The sequence below is a fragment of the Streptosporangium roseum DSM 43021 genome, from assembly GCF_000024865.1.
GTDB classification, from domain to species: domain Bacteria; phylum Actinomycetota; class Actinomycetes; order Streptosporangiales; family Streptosporangiaceae; genus Streptosporangium; species Streptosporangium roseum.
In genome coordinates this window covers 1175303-1201227 of record NC_013595.1, presented here as the reverse complement: position 1 = coordinate 1201227, position 25925 = coordinate 1175303, and the positions used below count along the sequence as shown (strand labels likewise).

Below are 25925 nucleotides of genomic sequence, written 5' to 3'. Positions count from 1 at the left end.
GGCGGCGACCGGGCCGCGGCGGGCGCCGCCGCGCCGCTCCGCCCCGCGGCGCCGTGACGGTCGCCCGCGGGGCGAGGCCGCCGCGGGCCTCACTTCAGGTGCAGTTTCTTCATGGTCTTGAGCAGGCCCGACAGGGTGTCGGCGTACTTGTCGTAGGTCATGCCGAGGATCGGCTCGAAGCCCATCCAGGACGCCTGGCTGGAGATGGTCTGCACCTCGGTGTACTTCAGCAGGCCCTCGGCCCCGTGGCGGCGGCCCAGGCCGGAGGACTTCATGCCTCCCATGGGGGCGTCGTAGGAGGCGTAGGCCGAGCCGTACCCCTCGTTGATGTTGACGGTCCCGGCCTTGATCCGGGAGGCCAGCGCCCGGCCGCGGGACAGGTCGCGGGTCCAGACGGAGGCGTTGAGACCGTAGACGGTGTCGTTGGCCCTCTCGACCGCCTCGTCCTCGTCGGCGAACCGGTAGACCGAGACAACTGGGCCGAAGGTCTCGTCGCGGCACAGGTCCATGCTCTCGTCCACCCCCGCCAGGATCGTGGGCTCGTAGAACAGCGGCCCGACGTCGGGGCGGGCCCTGCCGCCGGCGAGGACCTCGGCTCCCTTCGCGACGGCGTCGTCCACGTGGGCGCCGACCGCGTCGAGCTGGCGCCGTGAGGTGAGCGATCCCATCTGCACGCTCCAGTCGAGCCCCGCGCCGAGCTTCATGTTGCGGGCCTGGCGGACGAACTTCTCCACGAACGCGTCGTACACGGCCTCGTGCACGTAGAGCCGCTCGATGGAGATGCACAGCTGCCCGGCGTTGGTGAAGCAGGCGCGCAGCGCGCCCTGCGCGGCCACGTCCAGGTCGGCGTCGTCGAGGACGACCATCGGGTTCTTGCCGCCGAGCTCCAGCGAGCAGCCGATCAGCCGCCTGGCAGCCGCCTCGGCGATCTTCCGGCCTCCGCCGGTCGAGCCGGTGAACGCCACGTAGTCGGCGTCCTCGATCAGCGCGTCGCCGACCTCGGCGGGGTCGCCGAGGACGACCTGCCAGATCTCGCGGGGCATCCCGAGGGAGACCAGCAGGTCGATCGTCCACAGCGTGGACAGCGCGGTCTGGGTGTCGGGCTTGTGGACCACGGCGTTGCCCGCGATCAGGGCCGGGACGACGTCGGTGACGCCGAGCGAGAGCGGGTAGTTCCACGGGGAGATCAACGCCACGGTGCCCTTGGGCTGGCGTACCTCGACCGTCTTCGTCGCGACGGGGAAGATGCCCGCGCGGCGCCGGGGCTCCAGGAGGCCGGGCGCCCGCCGGACGTAGTAGAGCGTGCAGCCCGCCACGTCGAGGACCTCCTCGAAGGCGTGCCTGCGGGCCTTGCCGGTCTCCCACTGGACCACGTCGAGGATCTCCTCGCGCCGGTCGAGGATGGCGTCGTGCAGGCGGAGGAAGGGCTTGATCCGCTCTCGCACGGGCAGCTCGGCCCACGCCTCGCGCGCCGCGCGGGCCCTGGCGTGTGCGGCGCGGACGTCTTCGGCGGTGGAGACGGGCAGTTCGGCGAGGGGCTCGCCGGTGAACGGCGCGGTGATCGCCTGCGTCTTCCCGCTGGAGGTCACCTGCCGGACAATGCGTTCGATCATGGTCGGGTCGAGTGTCCGGGTAGCTCCGAGAGTGACAGCCATGCGCGAAGAATATTCTGGGGTGGCCGCCCGTGGCTACTGGTCGGTAACGGGTTGAACCGGACACGACATCGATCCGTCGTAGGGAGCATGAGGACATCCATTCGTACGGCCGGCGCCGTCACGCTCGCCGCCGCCCTGCTCGCCACGGCGTGCAGCTCGACAGAGACGGAGCCCGGCGCGAGCCGTACGACGCCGGTCGACCTGGGGAACATCAAGCTGGTCTCCTACAACGGCTGCGACGACATGCTGGCCGGGTTGCGGGCGGCGACGGCGAAACAGGTCGGGCCGTGGGGGCTGGGCGGCCCGCAGATCATGTACGCGGAGGCGCGCTCGGATGTCGCCACGGCCCGCGGCAAGAGCGCGGCGCCCGAGCACTCGACCACGAACGTGCACGAGGCCGGGGTCGACGAGCCGGACCTGGTGAAGACCGACGGCAACCGGGTGATCACCGTCAACCGCGGCGTGCTGCGGGTGGTCGACGCCGCGGCCAAGAAGGTCACCGGCACGCTCAAGCTGGTGGACCCCGAGCAGGCGTGGGCCCCGGCCGACCTGCTGGTCAGCGGGGACCGGGCACTGGTGCTGTTCTCCGGCGGCGGGATCATCCCGTTCGGCGCGATGGCCAAGCGGCCGGCGAGCCCGGGGCCGCGTTACGTCCTCATCGACCTGTCCGGGGAGCCGAAGGTGCTCGGCTCGCTCACGCCGAACGGCTCCCACGTGGACGCCAGGATGATCGGCTCGACGGTGCGGCTCGTGGTCCGCAGCCAGCCTGAGATCAACTTCCCGGACGCCGGCCCCGACGCCTCGGAGAACGAGCGGACCCGCCTGAACGCGGACACCGTCAAGAAGGCGCCGCTGGAGGCGTGGCTGCCGAAGTTCGAGACGACGGACGCCAAGGGCGTCACCTCGACCGGCTCGGTCAAGTGCGAACAGGTCAGCCACCCCGCGGAGTACACCGGCACCTCGATGCTGACCGTGCACAGCTTCGACCTGTCCCAGGGGCTCGCGGAGACCACCCCGATCAGCGTGGCGGCCGACGGCGACACGGTCTACGGCACCGGCTCCAGCCTGTACGTGACCAGCAACCCGCGCTGGTGGTGGCCCCGGCCGATCGAGTCGCCGGTGATCGATGACGCGCCGGCCGCCACGGCCACCGCGCAGGCCCCGCAGGTCGAGCCGACGCCGACGGAGCCGACGGTGACCGTCACGCCGGCCCCGGCCCCGGTCCCGACGGACACCTCGGTCACCGTCACCCCGGCACCGTCCCCCACGGACGCGCCGGTCACCGTCACCCCGGCACCGACCGGTTCCACGTCGACCTCCGAGCCGACTCCGGAGCCCGTGAAGACGCCGGTCGAGCCGCCGGAGGAGACCGAGGTCCACCGCTTCGACATCGGCGCGGCGGGCGCGCCCCGCTACGTCGCCTCCGGGAAGGTCCCCGGCCGGCTGCTCAACCAGTACTCCCTGTCGGAGCACGAGGGGCACCTGAGGGTCGCCACCACCTCGACCTCCGGGCAGGACAGCTCCAGCGCCGTCTACGTGCTCAAGGCCGACACCCTGAACAAGGTCGGAGAGGTCGGCGGCCTGGGCGCCGGCGAGCGGATCTACTCGGTCCGGTTCATCGGCCCGGTCGGCTACGTGGTGACGTTCAAGCAGGTGGACCCGCTCTACACCCTCGACCTGCGCGACCCGGCGGCCCCGAGGAAGACCGGCGAGCTGAAGATCACCGGCTACTCCGCCTACCTGCACCCGGCGGGTGACGGGCGGCTGATCGGGCTCGGCCAGGAGGCGAGCGAGAAGGGCCGCACGCTCGGCACCCAGGTCTCGCTGTTCGACGTCGGCGACCCGGCCAACCCGCGCCGCCTGTCGCAGCTGTTCCAGAAGGACTCCGGCTCCGAGGCCGAGTGGGACCCGCACGCCTTCCTCTACTGGGCCAGGACGGGCACCGCGGTCCTGCCGCTGAACACCTGGAACGGCACCGAGCAGACCAACGGCGCCGCCCTCGTCCTCAAGATCGACGAATCCGCCGTCACCAAGGTGGGCACCATCGTCCACACCAGGCCCAAGCCCGTCGACAACGCCCGCTTCGCCCCCTACGACCCGGGCATCCGCCGCTCGATCGTCATCGGCGACAGCCTCTGGACGGTCTCCGACCTGGGCCTCAAGGTCAACGCCATGAACGACCTCGCCGACCAGGCCTGGATCCCGTTCGAGCAGACCTCCTAGGAAGGCCCTCCCCGGCCGGGCCTCCGGGTTGCGGGCCGTCTCCCGCCGAAGGGCTCCCCGTACGGCTCCCGCCTCCGCGGCGGGAGCCGTACTCCGCTCACCCGTTTCCGAGGCCGGCGGGAGCCGTACGCCACTCGCCCGCTCCCGAGGACCTCCGCTCACCCGCTCCCGAGGCCGGCGGGAGCCGGGCTCAGGTGTTCTCGGGGCTCGCGACGGGGACGACGTCGGGAGCGCCGAGGCGGATCGCGTCGGCCTCCTGGTCGGTGTCCTGCTCCTGGGAGAGCCGCTCGGCCTCGACCCGCTTGGTGTAGTACTCCACCTCGCGCTTGACCTGATCGTCGTCCCACTCCAGCGGGCCGGCGAGCAGCCCGGCCGCCTCCTCGACCACGCCCAGCCCGCGGTGGAAGGTCTCGATCGAGATGTGCGTGCGCCGGGCCAGCACGTCGTTCAGATGGCGGGCGCCCTCGTGGGTGGCCGCGTAGACGATCTCCGCCCGCAGGTAGTCGTCCGCCCCGGTCAGCGGGAGGGCCAGCGACGGGTCCGCCTCGATCAGCGCGAGCACCTCGTCGATCATGGACCCGTACCGCTGCAGCAGGTGCTCGATCCGCGCCACGTGCAGCCCGGACGACTGGGCCAGCCGCTGCCGGGAGTTCCACAGCGCCTGGTAGCCCTCCGCCCCCGCCAGCGGGATCCGGTCCGTGCACGACGGCGGGACCCGCTGGTCCAGCCCGTGCGCCACCGCGTCCACCGCGTCCTGCGCCATGACCCGGTAGGTGGTGTACTTCCCGCCGGCCACCATGACCAGTCCCGGCACCGGATGGGCCACCATGTGCTCGCGGGAGAGCTTGGACGTCTCCTCCGACTCCCCCGACAGCAACGGGCGCAGCCCCGCGTAGACGCCCTCGACGTCGTCGCGGGTGAGCGGCACCGAGAGCACCTCGTTCACGTGCTCCAGCACGTAGTCGATGTCCGAGCGGGAGGCCGCCGGGTGGGCCCGGTTCAGGTCCCAGCGGGTGTCGGTGGTCCCGATGATCCAGTGGCGTCCCCAGGGGATCACGAACAGCACCGACTTCTCGGTGCGCAGGATGATGCCGGTGAGGGAGTGGATCCGGTCGCGCGGCACGACCAGGTGGATGCCCTTGGAGGCGCGGACGTGGATCTGCCCCCGGCCGCCGACCAGCTCCTGGATGTCGTCGGTCCACACGCCGGTGGCGTTGACCACCTGGCGGGCCCGCACGTCCATCGTGGTCCCGGCCTCCAGGTCGCGCACCCGGACCCCGGTGACCCGCTCGCCCTCCCGCAGGAAGCCCACCACCTGGGCCCGCGACGCCACGTGCGCCCCGTAGGAGGAGGCGGTCCGCAGCATGGTCATCACGTAGCGGGCGTCGTCGACCTGGGCGTCCCAGTACTGGACCGCGCCGGAGAACGCCGTCCGCCGCAGCGAGGGCGCGATCCGCAGCGCCCTGCTGCGCGACAGGTGCCGGTGCCCGGGCACGCCACGGGTGGAGCCGAAGGAGAAGCCCAGCGAGTCGTACATCACCAGGCCCGCTCCGACGTACGGCCTCTCCCACCCGACGTGGGTGAGCGGGAGCAGGAAAGGCACGGGCCGCACGAGGTGCGGGGCGATCCGCTGCAGCAGCAGGGCCCGCTCCCGGAGCGCCTCCCTGACCAGGTCGAAGTTGAGCTGCTCCAGATAGCGCAGCCCGCCGTGGATCAGTTTGGACGATCTGGACGAGGTGCCCGAGGCGAAGTCGCGCGCCTCCAGCAGCCCGACGCTCAGCCCGCGCGTCGCCGCGTCCAGCGCGACTCCGGCGCCGACGACGCCGCCGCCGATCACCACCACGTCGAGTTCCTGAGCGCCCATCTGCGTCAGTGCGGCGGTCCGCTCGGCAGGACCGAGCCGTGCCGTGCCCATTCGCGCCGTCATGCTGCATCCCCCTGGGGTACGGGTTGTCGCTTTGCATCAGGTATCTACCCATCCACCCTAGGCATCACTACCGACCGGTAAGGACAGCGGACGAGATTCGCGCCACAACCCCGTGGACAGCGGGAGACCCTCCGGGGAACGCTGATCGCCGAAGGAAAAAGGCCATCCGGTGAACCCCGGGACGGGTCCGGCGCTACACACCGGTCATGGATGGGGGAGCCGAGGGGATGGCGTTGCGCCGGTTCACGGTCGCGGGCCGCCGTGCCCGCGCGCGGGAGGAGGAGGCGCTCGTCCTGGCCCGGGTGGCCGACGGCGACGCGAGCGCGCTGACCGAGTTGTACGAGCGCTACGCCGGACCGCTGTCCGCCTTCCTCTACCGGCTCGCCGGGGATCGGGGCACGGCCGAGGAGATCCTCCAGGACACCCTGCTGGCCGTGTGGCGTTCGGCGGGCACCTACCGGAGCCGCTCCGCCGTCAGCACCTGGCTGTTCGGGGTGGCGCGCAGGCAGGCGCACAACCGGCTGCGCGGCGTCCCGCCCCCGCTCGCGGCCGAACCGCCCGACGGGGCCGACCCCCTGCCAGGGCCGGAGGAGCTGGCCGTGGGCGGTGAGCGGGTGCAGGCGGCGCTGGCCCGGCTGCCGCTGGCGCAACGCGAGGTCGTCGTGCTCTCCTTCCTCAACGACCTGAGCCACCGGGAGATCGCCGAGGTGCTGGAGATCCCGGTCGGCACGGTGAAAAGCCGCCTGCATCATGCCCGAGCGACCCTGAGGGGGTGCATCGATGAACGAATGGCCTGAACTGTCCGGGATCCGCGACGGCATTCCGCCTCCCCCCGGGCCGGAGGTCGTGCGCGCCGCTCTGATGAGGTCCGCGCTCGACGGTGTGGAGGCCCCGGCCTCGCCGAGGCCGTACCGGGTGTGGGCGCTGCTGGCGATGGAGGCCCGCATCCTGCATCCGGCGCTCTGGCTGGTCTCCGCGCTGGTCATGGCGGCCTCCGTGGGCTTCGTCCTGGCCAATGACGACACCGCCCGGCTCGTGCTCGCCCTGGCCGTCCCGCTGATCGCCGCGGCCGGTGTCGCCGGGTCCCAGGGGCCGGAGCAGGACGACGCCTTCGAGGTGGTCGCCGTCACGCCGACGTCGCCGCGCGTCGTCATGCTGGCCCGGATGACGCTGGTGCTCGGCTACGACCTGGCCCTGGCGCTGGCCGCCTCGGTGATGCTGTCCCCGCTGGGCCACACGCCCCCGGGGCTGACGTCGCTGGTCACGGCGTGGCTGGGCCCCATGGCGGCGCTCGCGGCGCTCACCCTGCTGCTGTCGGTGTGCTGGAGCCCGGCCGGCGCGATGGGGTGCGCGCTGACGGTGTGGAGCCTCTACGCGCTGACCGCCACCGACATACCCGTCCCGGACGGCCTGCGGCACTTCTGGACGACCAGCCCGGCCACGGTCGGCCTCGCCCTGGCCCTCACGCTCGCCGCCGTGATCGCGACGGGCACGGGTGAACCGATCCGGCGCGCCCGCGCAACCAACCGATCATGAAACCCCTCGACCTCTGGTCGCACGAGATACGCAGGGCCGGTCCCGCGGCCATGCTGGCGCCCCCGGCCCTCGTCGTGCTCATCGCGCTGCTCGCCGCGTTCGGCACGCGGCTCGGCTCCCGGGAGGGGAACACCGCGTGGTTCCTCCTTGGAGCCGTGGAAACGGGGATCCCGCTCCTGACCGGCACCGCGGCCGCCTCGCTGATCGGCCGGGACCGTGCGGTGGAACTCCAGCTCACCCTGCCCACGGGATACCGCTCGACCCTGCTGCGCCGCCTGGCCGTGACGGCCGGCTGGTCGTGCCTGTGCGCCCTGGCCGCCTCGGCGCTGCTCACCGTCACCGGCTGGTGGGACCTGATGCCCGGCGTGCCCGGCGGCCTGACCGGCCAGCTCACCTGGCTGTCTCCCATGCTCTGGCTGTCGGCGCTGGGACTGCTCGCCGCGGTCGCGCTCCGCAGCGCCTCGGCCGCCGCCGCCGTCGTCGGGGCCGTCTGGGTGTTCGGGCAGGTGTTCCACGGCGTCCTCCAGGCGAACCCGGTGTCACGGTCGCTCGCCCTGTTCGCCACCACATACGGGACGCCGCCCGGCGAGTGGCTGCCCAACAGGCTGACCCTGCTGTCGACCGCCCCGCTGTTCCTCGCGGCGGCCTGGCTCCTGCTCGGCGCCGCCGAGCGGACCCTCGGAGGTGAGACCGAATGATCGCGACCTTCCGCTACGAGTTCCGCATGCAGATCCGCCGGCCCGTCCTGTGGATCGTCTACGGCCTGACCTTCGCGGCGACCGTCGCCGCCTTCGGCCATACGTACCTGGACCTGAATCTGGGCGGCAATGAAGGGCGGGAACCGAGGCCGGCCATGATCGTGTCAGCCGTCCTGCTCACGAGCCTGCTGCCCATCGTCTACGGGTGCCTGCTCGCCGACCGGCTCGTCCGGGACCGGCGGCTCGGCATGAGCGACGTCCTGGACACGACGCCGGCCGGTCGCACCGGCCGGCTGGCCGGCAAGTATCTCGGCGCCTGCGCGGCCACCGCCGTGCCGTTCGTGCTCGCCTATCTCGGCCGGGCGGTGGCCTACGCGGTCACCGAGGGTGCGCCCGCCGCGCTGGGCTGGGCGGCGGTGATCCTCGTGACGGCCGTCGTCCCCGCGCTGCTCTTCGTGGGTGCGCTCGCCCTGGCCGGTCCGCTGCTGATGCCGACGTTGCTGTTCCGCGTGCTGTTCGTCGTCTACTGGTTCTGGGGGAACCTCATCCCCGCCACCATGATGCCGACCCTGTCCCACACCATCCTGGCGCCCAGAAACCAGTACGTGGCCTACGGCCTCCTCGGCTACGGCGACGACCAGACATATCCCCCCAACGTCATCCTGCCCCCCGAAGGCATCGTCTACGGCCCACGGCCCGGCGCCGCGCTGAACTTCCTGCGGCCCGAGGCGAGCCCGGCCGTCGCCCTGCTGTGGATCGGCGTGATGATCGCGCTCGCGGCCACCGTCCTCCTCCTCGCCCGCCTCCACACCGCCCGGACGGAGTCCTGACATGCGCATCGAGATCTCCCGCCTGACCAAGACCTACAGGGGCGGTGTCCACGCCCTCGACGGGCTCGACCTCGACGTGCCGACCGGCATGTACGGCCTGCTCGGCTCCAACGGGGCGGGCAAGACCACGCTCATGCGCATCCTGGCGGGGCTGCTCAGCCCCACCTCGGGGACGGTCCGCGTCGGCGGGCACGACGTCGCCACCGCCGACGGGCGGCTCGCCGTACAGCGGACCCTCGGCTACCTCCCGCAGAGCCTCGGGGTCTACCCGGACCTGACCGCACGGCAGTTCCTGGACTACATCGCGCTGCTCAAGGGGCTCGACTCCCGTCCCTCGCGGCGCCGCCGGATCGGTGAGCTGCTGGAGACGGTCGCGCTCACCCCGGACGCCGACCGCAGGCTCAAGGGCTTCTCCGGCGGCATGCTGCGGCGGGTCGGCATCGCGCAGGCGCTGCTCGCCGATCCCCGCCTGCTCGTCGTGGACGAGCCGACGACCGGACTGGACCCCGAGGAGCGGATCCGGTTCCGCATCCTGCTCTCCCGGCTCGCGGGGGACCGCACGGTCCTGCTCAGCACGCACATCGTCGAGGACGTGGCGCAGACCTGCCGGTCCCTGGCGGTGCTCGACAAGGGCCGGCTGGTGTTCCAGGGCGACGTCGGGGAGCTGGTCTCGCGGGCCGACCGGAGGGTGTGGACGCTGACCACCTCCGGCCCCGCGCCCTCAGAGGGCAGGATCGTGGCCGCGCTTCCGGAGGGCGCGGGGACGCGCTACCGGATCATCGCGCCCACCGCCCCCGGCCCCTCCGCCCAGCCGGCCGAGCCGACCCTCGAAGACAGCTACCTCGCGCTCATGGAGCCCGGCCGGTGACGCTCTCGCCGGGCGGGATCAGGCGCGGATGACCTTGACGCCCGCGTCGGCGAAGCGGGCCGCGTCCTCGTCGGGGAGGCCCTCTCCGGTGATCAGCGTGCCGATGGCGCCGAGCGGGCAGATGCGGGCGAAGGCGCGGCGGCCGATCTTGGAGGTGTCGGCGACCACGACGACCTGGGCGGCCCGGCTGATCAGCAGGTTGTTGACGCTGGCCTCCCCCTCGTGGTGGGCCGAGGCGCCCGCCTCGGCGTCGATCCCGTCCACCCCCAGGAACGCGATGTCGAGCGTGACCTGCTCCAGCACCCCCGACGCCAGCGGGCCGATCAGCTCGTAGGACTGCGGCCTGGCCACGCCACCGGTGAGCACGATCTTGACGTGCCGGCGCACGGTCAGCTCGGCGGCGATGTTCAGCGCGTTGGTGACGATGGTGAAGCCGATCTCCGGATCGGCCCGGGTGGCCAGCGCCCGCGCCACCTCCGAGGTGGTCGTGCCGCCGTTCATGCCGACGATGGCCCCGGGCGTCACCAGCCCGGCCGCGGCCTCCGCGATCCGCTGCTTCTCCCCGGCGTGGCGTGCCGTCTTGTAGCGCAGCGGCAGGTCGTAGCTCACGCTCTGGGCGACGGCGCCGCCGCGCGTGCGCATGAGCATCTGCTGCTGGGCGAGCTGGTCGAAGTCACGCCGGATCGTGGCGGTGGAGACGACGAGCGCCTCGGCCGCCTGCTCCACCGACAGGCGTCCTTCCTGCGAGAGCAGTTCGAGGATCGCGTTCCAGCGCTCATATCGACTCACGGTGAACAGCGTGGCACAGCAAGGGATCAAAACCTACCTCTGCACAATCATGCTCATTTCTGCTATAAATCACTCATAAACGAAGCAAATCGGGGAGGCACGCCGTGACCACGCACACCGAAGCCGAGATCGCGTCCCAGCCGGACTGCTGGCGCCGCGCCGTCAGCGAGGTGTCCACCGACGCCCTTCCCCGGCGGGGCGAGCGCGTGGCCGTCGTCGGCTGCGGCACCTCCTGGTTCATCGCCCAGGCCTACGCGGTCCTGCGCGAGCGGGCCGGGCACGGCGAGACCGACGCGTTCGCCGCGTCCGAGTTCCCCGCCGGCCGCTCCTACGACCGGGTGCTGGCGCTGACCCGGTCGGGCACCACCACCGAGGTGCTGGAGCTGCTCAGGAGCACCGGCACGGCGACCACCGCGATCACCGCCGACCCGGACACCCCGGTCATGGCGCTCGCCGACGAGGTCGTGGTGCTCGACTTCGCCGACGAGAAGTCGGTCGTGCAGACCCGGTTCGCCACCACCCAGCTCGCCCTGCTCCGCGCCCACCTCGGCGAGGACCTGACCGCCGCGATCGCCGACGCCGAGCGCGCGGTCGCCGACCCGCTCCCCGCCGAGCTGCTCGCCGCCGAGCAGTTCACCTTCCTGGGCCGCGGCTGGACGTACGGCCTGGCCGTGGAGGCCGGGCTGAAGATGCGCGAGGCCTGCCGGGCGTGGACCGAGTCCTATCCGGCGATGGAATACCGGCACGGCCCGATCAGCATCGCCGGGCCGAACCGGGTCACCTGGATGCTCGGCGAGGCCCCGGAGAGCCTGCGGGGCGAGGTCGAGGCCACCGGAGGAGCCTTCCTGGAGAGCGCCCTCGACCCGATGGCCGAGCTCATCAGGGTCCACCGGGTGGCCGTGGCCCGGGCGCACGCCCAGGGCCTCAACCCCGACGAGCCGCTCCACCTCACCAGGTCGGTGATCCTTCCCGCCTGATGACCGGTCCTCCCGAGAACCGGAGAGGATAGTGCCATGAGCATCACACTCGCCGACGCCCGCATCGTGACCCCCGAAGGTGTCCACGGAGGCTGGCTCACCATAGAAGACGGCCGCATCACCCACATCGGCCAGGGGTCCGCGCCCGGACCCGGCCACAGCCTCGCGGGCCGGTACGTCGTGCCGGGATTCGTCGACATCCACAACCACGGCGGGGCGGGCGGCTCCTTCCCCACCGGCGATCCGGACCAGGCGAGCCGGATCGCCGCCCTGCACGCCCGGCACGGCACCACCACCCTCATGGCCAGCCTGGTCACCGCGGCCCTCGACGACCTGGCCGGGGCGACCTCCGCCCTGGCCGACCTGTGCGAGGACGGCCTGCTGGCCGGCATCCACTTCGAGGGCCCCTACATCTCCAAGGCCCGCTGCGGCGCGCACAACCCGGCGCTGCTCCGCGAGCCCTCCCCGCGGGAGTTCGGCGACCTGCTCAGGGCCGGGCGCGGCCACGTGCGGATGCTCACCATCGCCGCCGAGCTGCCCGGCGCGCTGGACACCATCCGGGAGGCGGTCGCGAACAACGTGATCGCCGCGCTCGGGCACAGCGACGCCACCTACGAGCAGACCATCGCGGGCATCGACGCGGGCGGCAGCGTCGCGACCCACCTCTACAACGCGATGCCGCCGCTGCACCACCGCGACCCCGGCCCGATCGCCGCCCTGCTGCAGGACGAGCGCGTCACGATCGAGCTGATCAACGACGGCGTGCACCTGCACCCGGCGATGATGCGCCTGGCCTACGACGTCGCGGGGCCCGGCCGTACCGCGCTGATCACCGACGCCATGGCGGCGGCCGGCATGGGCGACGGCGTCTACGGGCTCGGCCCGATGAAGGTCGACGTCGTGGACGGCGTCGCCCGGCTGGCCGAGGGCGGCTCCATCGCGGGCAGCACCCTGACCATGGACGTCGCGTTCCGGCGCAGCGTCCAGCAGGTCGGGCTGTCGCTGCCGGAGGCGGCCGAGGTCGCCTCGCTCACCCCCGCCCGGGTGCTCGGCCTCGCCGACCGCCTCGGCTCCGTCTCCGTCGGCAAGCAGGCCGACCTGGTGGTGCTCACCGGCGACCTGGAGGTCGCCGGTGTCATGAAGCACGGAAACTGGATCACAGAACCCTGATGACCTCACCTCCCGCCGTTCGCGGCACGATCCTCACCGTCACGCTGAACCTGGCCCTCGACGTCACCTACACGGCCGGCGACGTCGACTGGGACGGTGTCAACCGAGTGCGGACCGTGCACCGGAGGGCGGGCGGCAAGGGCGTCAACGTCGCCAGGGTGCTGGCCGCCCTCGGCCGGGACGTGCTCGTCACCGGCCTGTCCGGCGGCCCGAACGGCCGCGCCGTCGAGGCCGACCTCGCGGCGGCGGGCCTGCCCGCCGCCCTCACCCCGATCGCCGCCGAGTCACGCGCCACCCTGGCCGTCTGCGACCTGGGCCCCGCCCCGTCCGATACGGCCGCCGCCGGGCGGGCCACGCTGCGCACGGCGCTGTTCAACGAGCCCGGACCGGTGGTGACGGACGAGGAGCTCGGACGCTTCCTGCGGGACTACGAGACGCGGCTCGGGAGGGCCGGGGCGGTCGTGATCTCCGGCAGCCTCCCCCGCGGGGTGCCCGTCTCCTTCTACGCCGAGCTCGCGGCCCTGGCCCGGCAGCGCGGCGTCCCGGCGATCGTGGACGCCGACGGCGAGCCGCTCAGGCACGCCCCCTCCGGCCGTCCCTCGATCGTCAAGCCCAACGCCGAGGAGCTCGCCCGCGCCCTGGCCGCGCAGGAGGACGGCCCGCGCGACCCCGGGGAGAACCCCGCGGGCGCGGGGACGGGCCCGGTCACCGGCCCGCGAGGGCACGGCGAGACCTTCGCGGGAGCCGAGGCGCTCCGGCGGGGCGGGGCCGAGGCGGTCGTGGTCTCCCTCGGCGCCGGCGGGCTGCTGGCCGTGACCCCCGAAGGGGCCTGGCGGGCCGCCATGCCGTACCGGGTGGAGGGCAATCCGACGGGGGCCGGTGACGCGCTCGTGGCGGGGCTGGCACTGGGCCTGGTGGAGGGCATGCCCTGGCCCGAGCGGCTGCGCCGCGCGGCCGCCCTGGGCGCGGCCGCCGTGGCCGCCCCGGTCGCCGGCGACTTCGACCGGGAGACGTTCCAGAGGATCCACCCGGAGATCGTGGTGGATCCGGCACGCCCGTAGAGCGGCCGGTGCTCGGCATCGGACCGGTAATCCCATATACGAAAGGGTCATCATGCCTGTTGTCGGTATCGGCGACATCATCCGCGACGCTCCGGCGGGCGTCGGCGCGTTCAACGTCATCCAGCTGGAGCACGCCGAGGCGATCGTCGCGGGGGCGGAGGCGGCGGGCGCGCCCGTCGTGCTGCAGATCAGCGAGAACTGCGTCCGCTACCACGGCGCCCTCGCCCCGATCGCCGCCGCCTCGCTCGCGGTGGCCAGGGCTGCGGCGGTGCCCGTGGCCGTGCACCTCGACCACGCCACCGATCGCGCGCTCGTCGAGGAGGCCGTGGAGCTGGGCCTGGGATCGGTGATGTTCGACGCCTCGGCGCTGCCCGACGAGGAGAACGTGACGCTCACGGCCGAGGTGGCCGCCCTGTGCCATCGGCGGGGCCTGTGGGTGGAGGCCGAGCTCGGCGAGGTGGGCGGCAAGGACGGCGTGCACGCGCCGGGGGCGCGGACCAGGCCGCACGAGGCGGTGGACTACGTGGCCAGGACGGGTGTGGACGCGCTGGCCGTGGCCGTGGGCAGCTCCCACGCCATGACGACCAGGGATGCCGTCCTCGACCTGGAGCTGATCGCCGCCCTGCGCGCCGCGGTCCCGGTCCCGCTGGTGCTCCACGGCTCCTCCGGCGTGCCGGACGAGACCCTGCGCGCCGCCGTACGGCACGGCATGAAGAAGATCAACATCTCCACGCACCTCAACAAGACCTTCACCCGTGCGATCCGCGACCGCCTGGCCGCCGACGAGAAGGTCGTGGACTCCCGCAAGTACGTCGGGGCCGGCCGTACGGCCGTCGCCACCGAGGTCACCCGCCTCCTCGGCGTGCTGGCCGGCTGATCACGGCCCGGCTGATCACGGCCCGGCTGGTCACGACCCGGCTGGTCACGACCACCTCCAGCGGATGCCGATCAGGCCGGGCTGGAGCGAGCCGGTCACCAGGTGGACCGCGTGGTGGGCGTTGAGAGTGAGCTCGCCCTGGTCGTGCTCGCCCGCGGCGGAGTCGTGGCGGGCGAAGCGGCGGACGCCGACCGGCAGGGCCGCGGCGGCGAAGCTCACCCGGAGCATGTACTGGCCCGCCGGGAAGCGGAAGCTCCGTTCGTACTCGGTGGCCTCCACGCCGCTCGGGTCGGCGAGCTCGTAGCGGATCACCTGGGTGTCCCCGGTCCGGAGCGCCCGGTCGAACAGCAGCTCGGCCACCACCAGGGCGGTCGGCCCGTCACGGCGGACCCGGCCGACCCGGCAGTCCTCCAGGGCCCGGATCCGCACGCGCTCCACGTCGCATCCGATGTCGCCCCGGTAGACCATGATGTAGCGGTCGGCGGCGTCCTCGTGCGCCTGCACCACCTGGAGCGTCTCGCGCCGGGTGGTGCTGCGGTCCGCCCCGATCTGCAGTGACTCGTACATCCCGGCGATGTGCAGCCGGCGGTCGTCGGCCACCCCGTCCAGCTCGTGCAGCAGGGTCGACAGGGCACGCGCCGGCTCCATGATCGAGGAGTGGGACGCCGCTTCCGGCTGCGACCCGGCGCTCTGGCCCCGGCCCCGTGGCCGGGGCGGGCCGAGCAGGCCCATCAGCGAGCGCGGCGGCAGGATGAGGATCTCCTCCAGCGCGCGTACGGCGCGCAGCGACTCCGGCCGTTCGGGACGGCGCAGGCCCTGCTGCCAGTAGCTCAAACTCGTCATCCCGACCCGCAGGCCGCGCTCTTCCAGGCGCTGGCGGAGCCGGTCCAGGGTCAGGCCGCGCGCCTCCACCGCGGCGCGGAGCGCGACGTGGAACGGGCCCTCGCTGAGAGCGCCCCGGAGCTCGCGATCATCCGACACATGGGCATGTTCACAGATTTTCCCCCATACGTCACTTTCGCGGATCCCTTACGTCTCCCCGCCGCCCGGCACGCCGTGCCCGCACGGGACGCACCGGAGGGACGGCGGACGCCCGGCCCGGCGGGCCGGGCGTCCGCGCGAGACGTCTGCCTGCGTCAGGAGGTGTGCGGGGCGACGACGACCTCGACCCGCTGGAACTCCTTCAGGTCGGAGTATCCGGCGGTGGCCATCGTGCGCTTGAGCGCGCCCATCAGGTTCATCGAACCGTCGGCCACCGAGGACGGGCCGTGCAGGATCTGCTCCAGCGTGCCGACCGTGCCGAACTCGACCCGCTTGCCCCGGGGCAGCTCGGGGTGCTGCGCCTCCGAACCCCAGTGGAAGCCGTGGCCGGGGGCCTCGACGGCCCTGGCCAGCGGCGAGCCGACCATGACCGCGTCGGCGCCGCAGGCGATCGCCTTGGCGATGTCGCCGGAGGTGCCCATGCCGCCGTCGGCGATGACGTGCACGTAGCGGCCGCCGGACTCGTCCATGTAGTCGCGGCGGGCCGCGGCCACGTCGGAGATCGCGGTGGCCATCGGCACCACCACGCCCAGCACCGTGCGGGTGGTGTGCGAGGCGCCGCCGCCGAAGCCGACGAGCACGCCGGCCGCGCCGGTCCGCATCAGGTGGAGCGCCGCGGTGTAGGTGGCACAGCCGCCGACGATCACCGGGACGTCGAGCTCGTAGATGAACTGCTTGAGGTTCAGCGGCTCGGCCCGGCCGGAGACGTGCTCGGCGGAGACCGTGGTGCCGCGGATCACGAAGATGTCCACACCCGCGTCGATCACGGCCTTGTGGTGCTGGACCGTGCGCTGCGGGGACAGCCGGACGGCCGTGGTCACCCCCGCCGCGCGGATCTCCTCGATCCGCCGGCCGATCAGCTCGTCCCTGATCGGCGCGTCGTAGATCTCCTGGAGCCGCTTCGTCGCGGCCTCACCCTTGAGCTCGGCCACCTCCGCCAGCAACGGCGTCGGGTCCTCGTAGCGGGTCCACAGTCCTTCGAGGTCGAGCACGGCGAGACCGCCGAGCCGGCCGACCTCGATCGCGGTCCTGGGCGAGACCACGCTGTCCATCGGGCTCACCACGACGGGCAGGTCGAACCGGTAGGCGTCGATCTGCCAGGCGATCGAGACCTCTTCCGGGTCGCGGGTGCGACGGGACGGGACGATGCCGATCTCGTCGAGGGCGTAGGCGCGACGGCCGTTCTTGCCGCGCCCGATCTCCACCTGAGTCATATTTCTGTCTTTCCCATTCCATGCGTGTACGGCTCACGCCAAGCGGGCGCAAGCCGTACAGTGCCGTTGTGGCCCGCCTGCTCGCCGAGCCTGGCGCGGATCCCCGGGTTCGTCCTCGGCATCCGCGACAGGACCCTATCGGCGGTGGTAGTTCGGAGCCTCGACCGTCATCTGGATGTCGTGCGGGTGGCTCTCCTTGAGACCCGCCGCCGTGATCGGCATGAGCTCGCAGCTGGTGTGCATGTCCGCGATCGTGCGGCACCCCGAGTACCACATGCCCTGGCGCAGACCGCCGACGAGCTGGTGGGCGACCGCCGCGACCGGGCCGCGGTAGGGCACCTGGCCCTCGATGCCCTCGGGGATGAACTTGTCCTCGCCGCCGACGTCGGCCTGGGCGTAGCGGTCCTTGCTGAAGGAGGCGCCGCCGCGCTCGCGGTTGCGGACCGCGCCGAGCGAGCCCATCCCCCTGTAGGACTTGAACTGCTTGCCGTTGATGAAGATCAGCTCACCCGGGGACTCCTCACATCCCGCCAGGAGCGAGCCCAGCATCACCGCGTCGGCGCCGGCCGCGATGGCCTTGACGATGTCGCCGGAGTACTGGAGGCCACCGTCGCCGATCACCGGCACCCCGGCCGGACCGGCGGCCAGGGAGGCCTCGTGGATGGCCGTCACCTGCGGCGCGCCGACGCCGGCGACCACGCGGGTGGTGCAGATGGAGCCCGGCCCGACGCCGACCTTGACGGCGTCGGCCCCGGCGTCGATCAGCATCTGGGCGCCCGCGCGGGTGGCGATGTTGCCGCCGATCACCTCGACCCGGCTGTTGGCCTTGATCGTGGAGATCATGTCGGCGAGTCCCTTGGAGTGACCGTGGGCGACGTCGACGATGATCACGTCGACACCGGCCTCGATCAGGGCCGCCGCCCGCTGCTCGGCGTCACCCCCGACGCCGATGGCCGCCCCCACGACGAGCCGGCCGTCGGCGTCCTTGGTGGCGAGCGGATACTGCTCGCTCTTGGTGAAGTCCTTGACGGTGATGAGCCCGCGGAGCCGCCCGCCGGCGTCGACCAGCGGAAGCTTCTCGATCTTGTTCTGCCTGAGCAGCTCGAACGCGCCGTCCCTGGAGACCCCCACCGGCGCGGTGACCAGCGGCATCGGGGTCATGACCTCGCGCACCGGACGGTGCTGGTCGGTCTCGAAGCGCATGTCGCGGTTGGTGACGATGCCGACGAGCACGCCGTCCGGGCCGGTCACCGGGACACCGGAGATCCGGTAGGTGGCGCAGAGGCGCTCGACGTCGGCGAGGGTGTCGTCCGGTGAGCAGGTGACCGGGTTGGTGACCATCCCGGCCTCGGAGCGCTTGACGAGGTCGGCCTGCTGCGCCTGGTCCTCGATGGAGAGGTTGCGGTGCAGGATGCCGATGCCGCCCTGACGGGCCATCGCCACCGCCATGCGAGCCTCGGTGACCGTGTCCATCGCCGCCGAGATCAGCGGGATACGCAGGGTGATCCCGCGTGAAAGCCGCGTACTGGTATCAGCCTCACCGGGCTGCAGGTCCGAATACGCGGGAACCAGGAGCACATCGTCGAACGTGAGCCCCGGCTCGGTGAACTTGGCCATCTGCAACCCTCCTGCCACGGCGCTCTCATAAGTGGGGAAAGGCGCCGGCCCCCTGAGTCTCAGTTTAGAGTCTGGCTCCAAACCTGGAGGACACCGGGGGAAAAGCGAGGGACCGAGCGGTCGGTGACCCGCCCGGTCCCCCGGTCACCGGCATCGTCACGGGGCGCCTGCGTGCCGCCGGACCCCCCTCCGCGTCCGGGCGGCGGCGTTGCCCGCATCCGATGCCGACGCTGCGTCAAGCCTGCGTCACCGTCCGTCCACGTCGCAATGGGCAAACGTGCAATTGCACGAAGTTGCACCCCGGAGACGAGGTGCCCGCGGCGGGATCCGCACTCCGGACATGACACCGCAGCACCGGACACGCCAGTCGGGGCAACGCCCGGACAGAGATGATTCGCCGGGTTATCCTCTCGGGATCGTGTCACCTCAGGAGTCCCTCCCCGATGCGCACTGACACATCCGCGCCGCCCGACCCGCTCGAAACCCTGGGCCTCACCCCGGGGCAGACCGCGCTGTACAACACGGTGCTGCGCCTGCACCGCGCCACCTGCGCCGAGCTCGCCGACGCCACCGACCGCTCGCCCGAGGCGCTGCGGCGCGAGCTGACCAGTCTGGTGCGGCTGGGCGTGGTCGACGAGCAGGGCGGGGAGTATCTCGCCAGGCACCCCGCCGCGGCCCTCGGCCACCTGGTCGCCGAGCGGCTGGACCGGCTCGCCGCGGAGAGCCGCAGGATCGACACCGTGCTCGGGTCCATCCGGGGCTTCATCCATCAGTACGACGCCGGGCTCGACTACCAGACCGGCCAGTTCGCGGTGGACCTGGTCGGCGGGGCCGACGAGCTCTACGAGAGCGTGGTCGGCATGGCGCTCCAGGCGCCGCCGCTGGAAATGCTGTCGGCCGTCCCCGACAGCCGGACGGTGAGCGACTTCGCGCACCGCTACGCCGACCAGTGGATCGCGGCCCAGCGCACCGGGCTGCTCTCCTCCCGGACCGTCATCCCGGTCCACACGCTGGAGATCCCCGGCCTGCGGGACAAGCTGGACCAGTTCGAGCGGGCTGGGGCCCAGGTCCGCACCCTCGACGTGGTGCCGAGCTGGTTCCTGGTCGCCGGGGACGACGCCGCGGGCATGCCCGCCCAGTGGGGCGGCACCCTCGCGGAGAACGCCTACAACTTCCACCTGGTCCGGGCGGCCATCGTGGTGGCCTCGCTGCGCTCGCTCTTCGAGGAGCTGTGGACCCGCGCGGCGCCGCTGCCGTGGACGCACCGCGGCGACGGCGTGGTGCGGGTGCTGCGGCTGGCGGCCCAGGGGGTCTCCGACGAGATGATCGCCCGGCAGCTCGGGCTCTCGGTCCGGACGGTGCGCTCCCGGTTCGCCGACGCCATGGCCGAACTCGGCGCGCAGTCGCGGTTCCAGGCGGGCGTGGAGGCCGCCCGCCGCGGGTGGCTGGTGTAGTTCCGGGCACGGTCGTGGGCGGCTGGTGTAGTTCGGCCCCTGTTGGCCGCATCCAGGTCATAAGGTGGGATCGTGCTCGACGATGTCCCTCGCGACCCGTTCGCGGATGACCCCGACGACCCGGCGGCGGCGCTGGGGGAGCCCGGCGATCCCGAACCGCTGACCTCGGCCGAACGCGACGAGGCCATGACCGACCTCGCCGACGTGGAGGTCTTCCGCTCCTTGCTGGAGCCCCAGGGGGTGCTCGGCCTGGTCCTCGACTGCCCGGAGTGCGGCGAGCAGCACTACTTCGACTGGGAGCTGCTGCGCGGCAACCTGCGCCAGATGATCGAGAACGGCCGGCCGCAGGTGCACGAGCCCGCCTTCCAGCCCACCCCCACGGACTACGTCACCTGGGAGTACGCCCGGGGTTACGTGGACGGGGTGATCGACACCGAGGAACGCCGCTGATCGACGTCGTCGATCAGGGCGGACAGCAGGTTCACCGCGACGTCGGACGTGGAGACGGCCTGCCTGCGGGAGAGCGCCTCCAGGAGGGCGTCGGTCTCGGCGATCGCCGGATCCTCCTCCGGCCCGTATCTCCGGGCCGGACGTCGCGGATGGACCGCCGTCATGACCCCGCCCGTTCGGGGCTCCCGCCGGGGCCGCGGGCGCCGCTCCGCGAGCCACGCCTCCGCCGGACCGGGCTCGGCTGCTCCGCGGTCAAGCTATCGACTCCAGCTCGGCCATCGCCCGCAGCCGGGCCAGCGCCCGATGCTGGGCGACGCGGACCGCACCTGGTGACATGCCCAGTACATTACCCGTCTCCTCCGCGGAGAGGCCCGACACCACACGGAGCATGAGCAGCTGGCGCTGGTTGTCCGGGAGCCTGGAGAGCAGCCTGCGGGCGTGCTCGGCCTCGATGTAGCGGACCACGGTCTCCTCCGGCCCCGGGCCCTCGTCAGGCCCGTCCGGGAGGTCCTGGGTGGGTACGGCGGAGCGCACGGAGCTGCGCAACGCGTCGGCCACCTTGTGAGAGGCGATGCCGAAGACGAAGGAGGCGAACGGGCGTCCCATGTCCCGGTAACGGGGCAGTGCGGACAGCACCGCGATGCATACTTCCTGGGCCACGTCGTCTGCGATGTGATATTGACCGGAAACCCGGCCGAGACGAGCACGGCAATAACGGACGACCATTGGCCGTAACTGCGCGATCAGGGTTTCGATCGCGGTGCGATCCCCCTGAACGGCGAGGCTTGTCAGATCCTTGAGATCATCCCTGTGGGCGACCCCGTCAGATCTCGTCGCAAGCCTTACCCCATTTTTGGCGTCGGCGACGCATCCCTCGGTCACGTTAGGCATGATGCCCGCCCTGATCCGGCCTGTCGTCATGGCAAACGGCTACGGATTGGTCACATTGAGGCGGAGATAACCGAGCGTAATCGAATGGCGACAGTAAAGACCTTGGTATGCGTAAATATTTCATTGGATAGCCGAATATGTCAGCTATTTGTCAGAAGAACGTTTGGTCTTCCGCGCGACAGACGGTGACGCTTTGGGACCCCTTTCGGTTTACCGGAAAACGGAACGGCCCGCGCCCCGAGGGGGCGCGGGCCGTACGGTCCCGTCGGGGATCAGTGGCCGTGGCCGTGACCGTGGCCGTGACCGCCGGCAGCGGCCGGGGCCTCGTCCTCGGGCTTGTCCACCACGAGCGCCTCGGTCGTCAGCAGCATGCCGGCGATGGAGGCGGCGTTCTGGACGGCCGAGCGGGTGACCTTGACCGGGTCGATGACGCCCTGGGCGATCAGGTCGCCGTACTCACCGGTGGCGGCGTTGAACCCCTGGCCGCCGGAGAGCTCGGAGACCTTGGTCGTCACGACGTAGCCCTCAAGACCGGCGTTCTCGGCGATCCAGCGGGCCGGCTCGATGAGCGCCTTGCGGACCACGGCGACACCGGTCGCCTCGTCGCCGGACAGGCCGAGGTCGTCCAGGACCTTCGCGACGTGGATGAGCGCGGAGCCACCGCCGGAGACGATGCCCTCCTCGATCGCCGCACGGGTCGCGGAGATGGCGTCCTCAAGGCGGTGCTTCTTCTCCTTGAGCTCCACCTCGGTGGCCGCGCCGACCTTCAGCACGGAGACACCGCCGGCGAGCTTGGCGAGGCGCTCCTGGAGCTTCTCGCGGTCCCAGTCGGAGTCGGACTGCTCGATGGCGTGCCTGATCTCCCGGACCCGGTCGGAGATCGCCTGCTGGTCGCCGGCGCCGTCCACGACCGTGGTGGAGTCCTTGGTGATCACGACGCGGCGGGCGGTGCCGAGCACCTCGAGGCCGACGTTCTCCAGCTTGAGACCGACCTCCTCGCTGACGACCTCGCCGCCGGTGAGGATCGCGATGTCCTGCAGCATGGCCTTACGGCGGTCGCCGAAGCCCGGCGCCTTGACGGCGACGGAGGTGAAGGTGCCGCGGATCTTGTTGGTGACCAGGACGGCCAGGGCCTCACCCTCGACGTCCTCGGCGATGACGAGCAGCGCCTTCTTGGTCTGCGCGATCTTCTCCAGCAGCGGCAGGAAGTCGGCGACGGAGGAGACCTTGCCCTGGGTGATCAGGATGTAGGGGTCCTCCAGGACCGCCTCCATCCGCTCCTGGTCGGTGACCATGTAGGGCGACAGGTAGCCCTTGTCGAACTGGAGACCCTCGGTGAACTCCAGGTCCAGGCCCATGGTGTTGGACTCTTCGACGGTGATGACACCGTCCTTGCCCACCTTGTCGAACGCCTCGGCGATCAGCTCGCCGATCTTGGAGTCCTGCGCGGAGATCGTCGCTACGTTCGCGATCTCCTTCTTGTCCTCGACCGGACGGGCGGACTCGATCAGCCTGTCGCTGACGGCCTTGGCCGCGAGGTCGATGCCGCGCTTGAGGGAGAGCGGCTGGGCGCCGGCGGCGACGTTGCGCAGACCCTCGCGGACCATCGCCTGGGCGAGGACCGTGGCGGTGGTCGTGCCGTCACCGGCGACGTCGTTGGTCTTGGTGGCGACTTCCTTGGCGAGCTGGGCGCCGAGGTTCTCGTACGGAGCCTCCAGCTCGACCTCGCGGGCGATGGTGACACCGTCGTTGGTGATGGTCGGCGCACCGAACTTCTTGTCGATGACGACGTTGCGGCCACGCGGGCCGAGGGTCACCTTCACGGCGTCCGCCAGGGCGTTCACACCACGCTCAAGAGCGCGGCGTGCGTCCTCCTCGAACGACAGGATCTTCGGCATGTCAATCCTCTCTGAAGTACGTCGGCGCATCAAAGCCCCGGGCGCTCACGCGACCCGGGGCTCGATACGTCATCTTTTATGAAGCTTGTTTACTTCTCGATGATGGCGAGCACGTCACGAGCGGAGAGCACCAGGTACTCCTCGCCGCCGTACTTCACCTCGGTGCCGCCGTACTTGCTGTAGAGGACGATGTCGCCCTCCTTGACGTCGAGCGGAATCCGCTTGTCGCCGTCCTCGTCCCAGTTGCCGGGGCCCACCGCGAGGACCTTGCCCTCCTGCGGCTTCTCCTTGGCGGTGTCCGGGATCACGAGGCCGGAAGCGGTGGTCTGCTCGGCCTCAAGCGGCTGGACCACAATGCGGTCGCCGAGCGGCTTAACGGGAACCTTGGTGGCGGTCGTCACGTCGGACCTCCCCTTCAGATTTGAATGATCTAGAAGAGGCGACCAGCGGTCTGCCGTCGCGGGAGTCAGACCTGCCTCGTCGCATATGATTTGGCACTCTCAAGGGGAGAGTGCCAATACGGAACAGTATGCAAGTAGGCCTTGACAGTCAACACGAACCGCCCTGATGCGCTTCCCGCGAACAACATCGCCCCCTCCGCCGGGCCGCCCGCCCCCTCCGGAGGGGGACACCGGAGGCCCGCGCCCGCAGGCCATCACCGTGAACTGCGCCGTTTCCGGACGTCACCCCCCCGATTCGGGGAACATACAGGGGGACGGGGCGGACTCCGACGGGAATGTGACTCAATGGCCACACACGGTGACGACGACGACGCTACGGTGGACGACGTGACCAGCACGATAAGCGAGGAAGCGGACACGCTGCGTAAGAACGGCGGCCTGCTCACCAACTGGCCGTATCCGCCGTCCGGCGGATGGGCGGCCGACGACCTCGACCGCCTCCCCGAGGAGGGCCCCAACGGCGAGCTGGACTTCTTCAAGCACGTCGAACTCGTCGATGGAGCCCTCATCTTCATGTCCCCCCAGAAGCGCTTCCACGATGTCGTGATCCGGAGACTCGCGAGCAGTTTCGAGGCCCAGGCGCCCGAACGCCTCGCGGTGGCCACGCAGATGGACGTCACCCTCGGTGTCAGGCAGCGCCCCTGCCCCGATGTGCTCCTCATCGACGCCACCCTGGACCATGACCACGACCGCACTTCGTACACCCCCGAGGAGGTCCACCTGGTCGTGGAGGTGGTCTCCCCCGAGTCCAAGCTCCGTGACCGCGAGGTCAAACCTCCCCGGTATGCGGCAGCCGGAATCGCGCACTTCTGGCGGATCGAAGAGGAAGGCGGCAAACCAGTGGTCTACGTCTACGAACTCGACCCCGCCACCCGCGCCTACGTACCCACCGGCATCCATCACGGCAGACTCTCGCTGGAGGTGCCGTTCCCCTTTGAGATCGACCTGGCCGACCTGCTGAGCTGAGGCGGTAGCGTCGGGTGGCGTGGACCTTGACGCATTCCGGGAGCTGCTGACACCGCGTGGCCAGGAGGCCCTCGGGGCGGCGGCCCAGCTCGTGGGCGACGACCCGGTGGCGGCGGTGACGCGGCTCAGGAAGACCTACGACGCCCACCTGACCTCGGCCGCGCTCACGCAGGCCATGCTCAGGCGGCGCGCGAGGGAGAAGTTCGGCGCCGACGCCGACCTCATGTACTTCACCTCCGGCGGCCTGGAGCAGGCCACCCGCCGTGAGGTGGCCGACCACCGGGCCCGCCGCATCGCCCCGGGCTCCCGGGTGGCCGACGTCTGCTGCGGTATCGGCGGGGACCTCCTCGCGCTGGCCAGGGCCGGATGCGAGGTGGAGGCCGTGGACGCCGACCCGCTCACCGCGGCGATCGCCCAGGCCAACGCCGACGCCCTCGGCTTCGGCGACCGGGTCTCGGTCCGTACGGCCGACGCCGCCACGGTCGACCCGGCCGCCTTCGACGTCCTGTTCGCCGACCCCGCCCGCCGTACCGCGCGGGGCAGGACCTTCGACCCGATGGCCTACTCGCCGCCGTGGCCCGAGGTGCTGGAGATGGTGGCGAAGGCGGGGGCCGCCTGCCTGAAGGTCGCCCCCGGCATCCCCTACGAGTTCATCCCCGACGGAGCCGAGGCCGAGTGGGTCTCCTACAAGGGCGACGTCAAGGAGGCCGTGATCTGGTGCGGCGGGCTGGCCGGCGACACCGGGCGCAGGGCCACGATCCTGCCGGCGGGCGCGACGGTGACGCCCGATCCGGCGCTGGGCCAGGCCGGGCACGGCCCCGTCGGCCGCTACGTGTACGAACCGGACGGCGCGGCCATCCGTGCCCATCTCGTCGCGGAGATCGCCGCGATGGTCGGCGGCCACCTGCTCGACCCGCACATCGCCTACATCACCGGGGACCTCGCCGTGGAGACGCCGTGGGCGTCCCGGTACGAGGTCCACGAGATGCTGCCGTTCTCGCTCAAGCGGCTGCGGGCGGCGCTCCGCGAGCGCGGGGCCGGCAACGTGACGATCAAGAAGCGCGGCTCGGCGGTCGACATCGAACGCCTGCGGAAAGACCTGAGACTTTCTGGCGACAAATCCATGGTTGTCATTCTCACCCGGATTATCGAGAGGCCCTTCGCCCTCATCTGCACCCCTTCTTGACCCGCCTGAACAGTTCTTGACCTGCCTGAACAGCGAATTCGGACATTGTGTTGGCAATCACGATCTTTTAAATTCCGCTCTGAAAAACCTTGATCCAGAGGCTAGGGTTGTCGCGCGGGAGTTCTTCCCCCGCCTG

Annotated in this window: 24 protein-coding genes; 14 read left to right on the top strand and 10 right to left on the bottom strand. The window is 71.4% G+C overall.

Translation table 11 applies throughout. From position 1 onward, the window contains the following. Positions 1–89 precede the first annotated feature (89 nt). Positions 90–1655 (bottom strand): succinic semialdehyde dehydrogenase, encoded by a 1566-nt coding sequence (locus tag SROS_RS05630; RefSeq protein WP_012887918.1) that lies wholly within the window; start codon positions 1653–1655, stop codon positions 90–92. 87 nt (positions 1656–1742) lie between these two features. On the opposite strand from SROS_RS05630, the gene SROS_RS05625 reads away from it, so the two are divergent. Then, positions 1743–3878: a beta-propeller domain-containing protein gene (locus tag SROS_RS05625; protein WP_012887917.1), complete on the top strand. Its 2136-nt coding sequence runs from the start codon at positions 1743–1745 to the stop codon at positions 3876–3878. 190 nt (positions 3879–4068) lie between these two features. On the opposite strand, the gene SROS_RS05620 is transcribed toward SROS_RS05625, so the two are convergent. Then, on the bottom strand, positions 4069–5805 hold the full coding sequence (locus SROS_RS05620) for a glycerol-3-phosphate dehydrogenase/oxidase (RefSeq protein ID WP_012887916.1): 1737 nt from the start codon (positions 5803–5805) through the stop codon (positions 4069–4071). A 206-nt stretch (positions 5806–6011) separates the two neighbouring features. On the opposite strand from SROS_RS05620, the gene SROS_RS05615 reads away from it, so the two are divergent. From SROS_RS05615 to SROS_RS05595, 5 genes are read left to right on the top strand one after another with little or no spacing between them, the layout of a single operon-like run. Continuing rightward, positions 6012–6602: an RNA polymerase sigma factor gene (locus SROS_RS05615; protein WP_245564565.1), complete on the top strand. Its 591-nt coding sequence runs from the start codon at positions 6012–6014 to the stop codon at positions 6600–6602. Next, a complete protein-coding gene (locus tag SROS_RS05610) occupies positions 6586–7341 on the top strand; it encodes a hypothetical protein (protein WP_012887914.1) in 756 nt (251 codons plus the stop codon). The genes SROS_RS05615 and SROS_RS05610 overlap by 17 nt, the downstream gene beginning before the upstream one ends. Further along, complete coding sequence (locus tag SROS_RS05605) at positions 7338–8039, top strand: hypothetical protein (RefSeq protein ID WP_012887913.1); 702 nt, start codon at positions 7338–7340, stop codon at positions 8037–8039. The genes SROS_RS05610 and SROS_RS05605 overlap by 4 nt, the downstream gene beginning before the upstream one ends. Then, complete coding sequence (locus tag SROS_RS05600) at positions 8036–8869, top strand: ABC transporter permease (RefSeq protein ID WP_012887912.1); 834 nt, start codon at positions 8036–8038, stop codon at positions 8867–8869. Before SROS_RS05605 ends, SROS_RS05600 begins: the two co-directional genes overlap by 4 nt. Position 8870: 1 nt before the next feature. Continuing rightward, positions 8871–9737, top strand: coding sequence for an ABC transporter ATP-binding protein (locus SROS_RS05595; RefSeq protein ID WP_012887911.1), 867 nt, complete (start codon positions 8871–8873; stop codon positions 9735–9737). Between the two features lie 18 nt (positions 9738–9755). Here the strand turns inward: SROS_RS05595 and SROS_RS05590 are convergent, their stop codons facing one another. Further along, positions 9756–10526 (bottom strand): DeoR/GlpR family DNA-binding transcription regulator, encoded by a 771-nt coding sequence (locus SROS_RS05590; RefSeq protein WP_012887910.1) that lies wholly within the window; start codon positions 10524–10526, stop codon positions 9756–9758. Between the two features lie 104 nt (positions 10527–10630). Here SROS_RS05590 and SROS_RS05585 point away from each other — a divergent pair, with 104 nt between their 5' ends. The 4 genes from SROS_RS05585 to SROS_RS05570 are packed head-to-tail and all read left to right on the top strand — an operon-like array spanning position 10631 to position 14611. Beyond that, positions 10631–11503 carry an SIS domain-containing protein gene (locus SROS_RS05585; RefSeq protein ID WP_012887909.1) on the top strand — a complete coding sequence of 291 codons (873 nt, stop codon included), beginning with the start codon at positions 10631–10633 and terminating at the stop codon, positions 11501–11503. A 36-nt stretch (positions 11504–11539) separates the two neighbouring features. Continuing rightward, on the top strand, positions 11540–12673 hold the full coding sequence (gene nagA, locus SROS_RS05580; RefSeq protein WP_012887908.1) for an N-acetylglucosamine-6-phosphate deacetylase: 1134 nt from the start codon (positions 11540–11542) through the stop codon (positions 12671–12673). Continuing rightward, positions 12673–13734 carry a 1-phosphofructokinase family hexose kinase gene (locus SROS_RS05575; RefSeq protein WP_012887907.1) on the top strand — a complete coding sequence of 354 codons (1062 nt, stop codon included), beginning with the start codon at positions 12673–12675 and terminating at the stop codon, positions 13732–13734. The genes nagA and SROS_RS05575 overlap by 1 nt, the downstream gene beginning before the upstream one ends. Positions 13735–13786: 52 nt before the next feature. Beyond that, positions 13787–14611, top strand: a complete 825-nt coding sequence (locus SROS_RS05570; RefSeq protein ID WP_012887906.1) for a class II fructose-bisphosphate aldolase — start codon at positions 13787–13789, stop codon at positions 14609–14611. 45 nt (positions 14612–14656) lie between these two features. On the opposite strand, the gene SROS_RS05565 is transcribed toward SROS_RS05570, so the two are convergent. The 3 genes from SROS_RS05565 to guaB all read right to left on the bottom strand — a co-directional run bounded on the left by SROS_RS05565 (position 14657) and on the right by guaB (position 18483). Beyond that, the gene (locus SROS_RS05565; protein WP_012887905.1) at positions 14657–15592 is read right to left on the bottom strand and encodes a hypothetical protein; all 936 of its coding nucleotides are present in this window, start codon (positions 15590–15592) and stop codon (positions 14657–14659) included. A gap of 155 nt (positions 15593–15747) precedes the next feature. After that, the gene (locus SROS_RS05560; protein WP_012887904.1) at positions 15748–16866 is read right to left on the bottom strand and encodes a GuaB3 family IMP dehydrogenase-related protein; all 1119 of its coding nucleotides are present in this window, start codon (positions 16864–16866) and stop codon (positions 15748–15750) included. Positions 16867–17001: 135 nt separating this feature from the next. Then, positions 17002–18483, bottom strand: a complete 1482-nt coding sequence (gene guaB / locus SROS_RS05555; RefSeq protein ID WP_012887903.1) for an IMP dehydrogenase — start codon at positions 18481–18483, stop codon at positions 17002–17004. A 443-nt stretch (positions 18484–18926) separates the two neighbouring features. Between guaB and SROS_RS05550 the strand changes: the two genes are divergently transcribed. Both SROS_RS05550 and SROS_RS05545 read left to right on the top strand, forming a co-directional pair. Continuing rightward, a complete protein-coding gene (locus SROS_RS05550; protein ID WP_012887902.1) occupies positions 18927–19937 on the top strand; it encodes a helix-turn-helix transcriptional regulator in 1011 nt (336 codons plus the stop codon). Between the two features lie 72 nt (positions 19938–20009). Next, positions 20010–20387, top strand: coding sequence for a DUF5319 family protein (locus SROS_RS05545; RefSeq protein ID WP_012887901.1), 378 nt, complete (start codon positions 20010–20012; stop codon positions 20385–20387). Here the strand turns inward: SROS_RS05545 and SROS_RS05540 are convergent. The 4 genes from SROS_RS05540 to groES form a co-directional block, all read right to left on the bottom strand. Continuing rightward, complete coding sequence (locus SROS_RS05540) at positions 20348–20551, bottom strand: hypothetical protein (RefSeq protein WP_043651405.1); 204 nt, start codon at positions 20549–20551, stop codon at positions 20348–20350. The two genes, SROS_RS05545 and SROS_RS05540, sit on opposite strands and share 40 nt — an antisense overlap. Before the next feature lie 88 nt (positions 20552–20639). Then, positions 20640–21278 (bottom strand): sigma-70 family RNA polymerase sigma factor, encoded by a 639-nt coding sequence (locus SROS_RS05535; RefSeq protein ID WP_012887900.1) that lies wholly within the window; start codon positions 21276–21278, stop codon positions 20640–20642. 272 nt (positions 21279–21550) lie between these two features. After that, positions 21551–23176, bottom strand: a complete 1626-nt coding sequence (groL, locus tag SROS_RS05530) for a chaperonin GroEL (protein WP_012887899.1) — start codon at positions 23174–23176, stop codon at positions 21551–21553. A gap of 89 nt (positions 23177–23265) precedes the next feature. Then, positions 23266–23577 (bottom strand): co-chaperone GroES, encoded by a 312-nt coding sequence (groES, locus tag SROS_RS05525; protein ID WP_012887898.1) that lies wholly within the window; start codon positions 23575–23577, stop codon positions 23266–23268. A gap of 387 nt (positions 23578–23964) precedes the next feature. Between groES and SROS_RS05520 the strand changes: the two genes are divergently transcribed. After that, complete coding sequence (locus tag SROS_RS05520; RefSeq protein WP_245564564.1) at positions 23965–24603, top strand: Uma2 family endonuclease; 639 nt, start codon at positions 23965–23967, stop codon at positions 24601–24603. A gap of 19 nt (positions 24604–24622) precedes the next feature. After that, on the top strand, positions 24623–25789 hold the full coding sequence (locus SROS_RS05515; protein ID WP_012887896.1) for a class I SAM-dependent methyltransferase: 1167 nt from the start codon (positions 24623–24625) through the stop codon (positions 25787–25789). Positions 25790–25925 lie beyond the last annotated feature (136 nt).

Bases quoted from the DNA above. Each gene is read 5' to 3' on its own strand.
- nagA (WP_012887908.1), top strand. From the start codon at position 11,540: ATGAGCATCACACTCGCCGACGCCCGCATCGTGACCCCCGAAGGTGTC.
- guaB (WP_012887903.1), bottom strand. From the start codon at position 18,483: ATGGCCAAGTTCACCGAGCCGGGGCTCACGTTCGACGATGTGCTCCTG.
- SROS_RS05595 (WP_012887911.1), top strand. From the start codon at position 8,871: ATGCGCATCGAGATCTCCCGCCTGACCAAGACCTACAGGGGCGGTGTC.
- SROS_RS05615 (WP_245564565.1), top strand. From the start codon at position 6,012: ATGGATGGGGGAGCCGAGGGGATGGCGTTGCGCCGGTTCACGGTCGCG.
- SROS_RS05630 (WP_012887918.1), bottom strand. From the start codon at position 1,655: ATGGCTGTCACTCTCGGAGCTACCCGGACACTCGACCCGACCATGATC.
- SROS_RS05610 (WP_012887914.1), top strand. From the start codon at position 6,586: ATGAACGAATGGCCTGAACTGTCCGGGATCCGCGACGGCATTCCGCCT.
- SROS_RS05575 (WP_012887907.1), top strand. From the start codon at position 12,673: ATGACCTCACCTCCCGCCGTTCGCGGCACGATCCTCACCGTCACGCTG.
- SROS_RS05620 (WP_012887916.1), bottom strand. From the start codon at position 5,805: ATGACGGCGCGAATGGGCACGGCACGGCTCGGTCCTGCCGAGCGGACC.
- SROS_RS05600 (WP_012887912.1), top strand. From the start codon at position 8,036: ATGATCGCGACCTTCCGCTACGAGTTCCGCATGCAGATCCGCCGGCCC.
- groL (WP_012887899.1), bottom strand. From the start codon at position 23,176: ATGCCGAAGATCCTGTCGTTCGAGGAGGACGCACGCCGCGCTCTTGAG.
- SROS_RS05540 (WP_043651405.1), bottom strand. From the start codon at position 20,551: ATGACGGCGGTCCATCCGCGACGTCCGGCCCGGAGATACGGGCCGGAG.
- SROS_RS05550 (WP_012887902.1), top strand. From the start codon at position 18,927: ATGCGCACTGACACATCCGCGCCGCCCGACCCGCTCGAAACCCTGGGC.
- SROS_RS05535 (WP_012887900.1), bottom strand. From the start codon at position 21,278: ATGCCTAACGTGACCGAGGGATGCGTCGCCGACGCCAAAAATGGGGTA.
- SROS_RS05570 (WP_012887906.1), top strand. From the start codon at position 13,787: ATGCCTGTTGTCGGTATCGGCGACATCATCCGCGACGCTCCGGCGGGC.
- SROS_RS05605 (WP_012887913.1), top strand. From the start codon at position 7,338: ATGAAACCCCTCGACCTCTGGTCGCACGAGATACGCAGGGCCGGTCCC.
- SROS_RS05560 (WP_012887904.1), bottom strand. From the start codon at position 16,866: ATGACTCAGGTGGAGATCGGGCGCGGCAAGAACGGCCGTCGCGCCTAC.
- SROS_RS05625 (WP_012887917.1), top strand. From the start codon at position 1,743: ATGAGGACATCCATTCGTACGGCCGGCGCCGTCACGCTCGCCGCCGCC.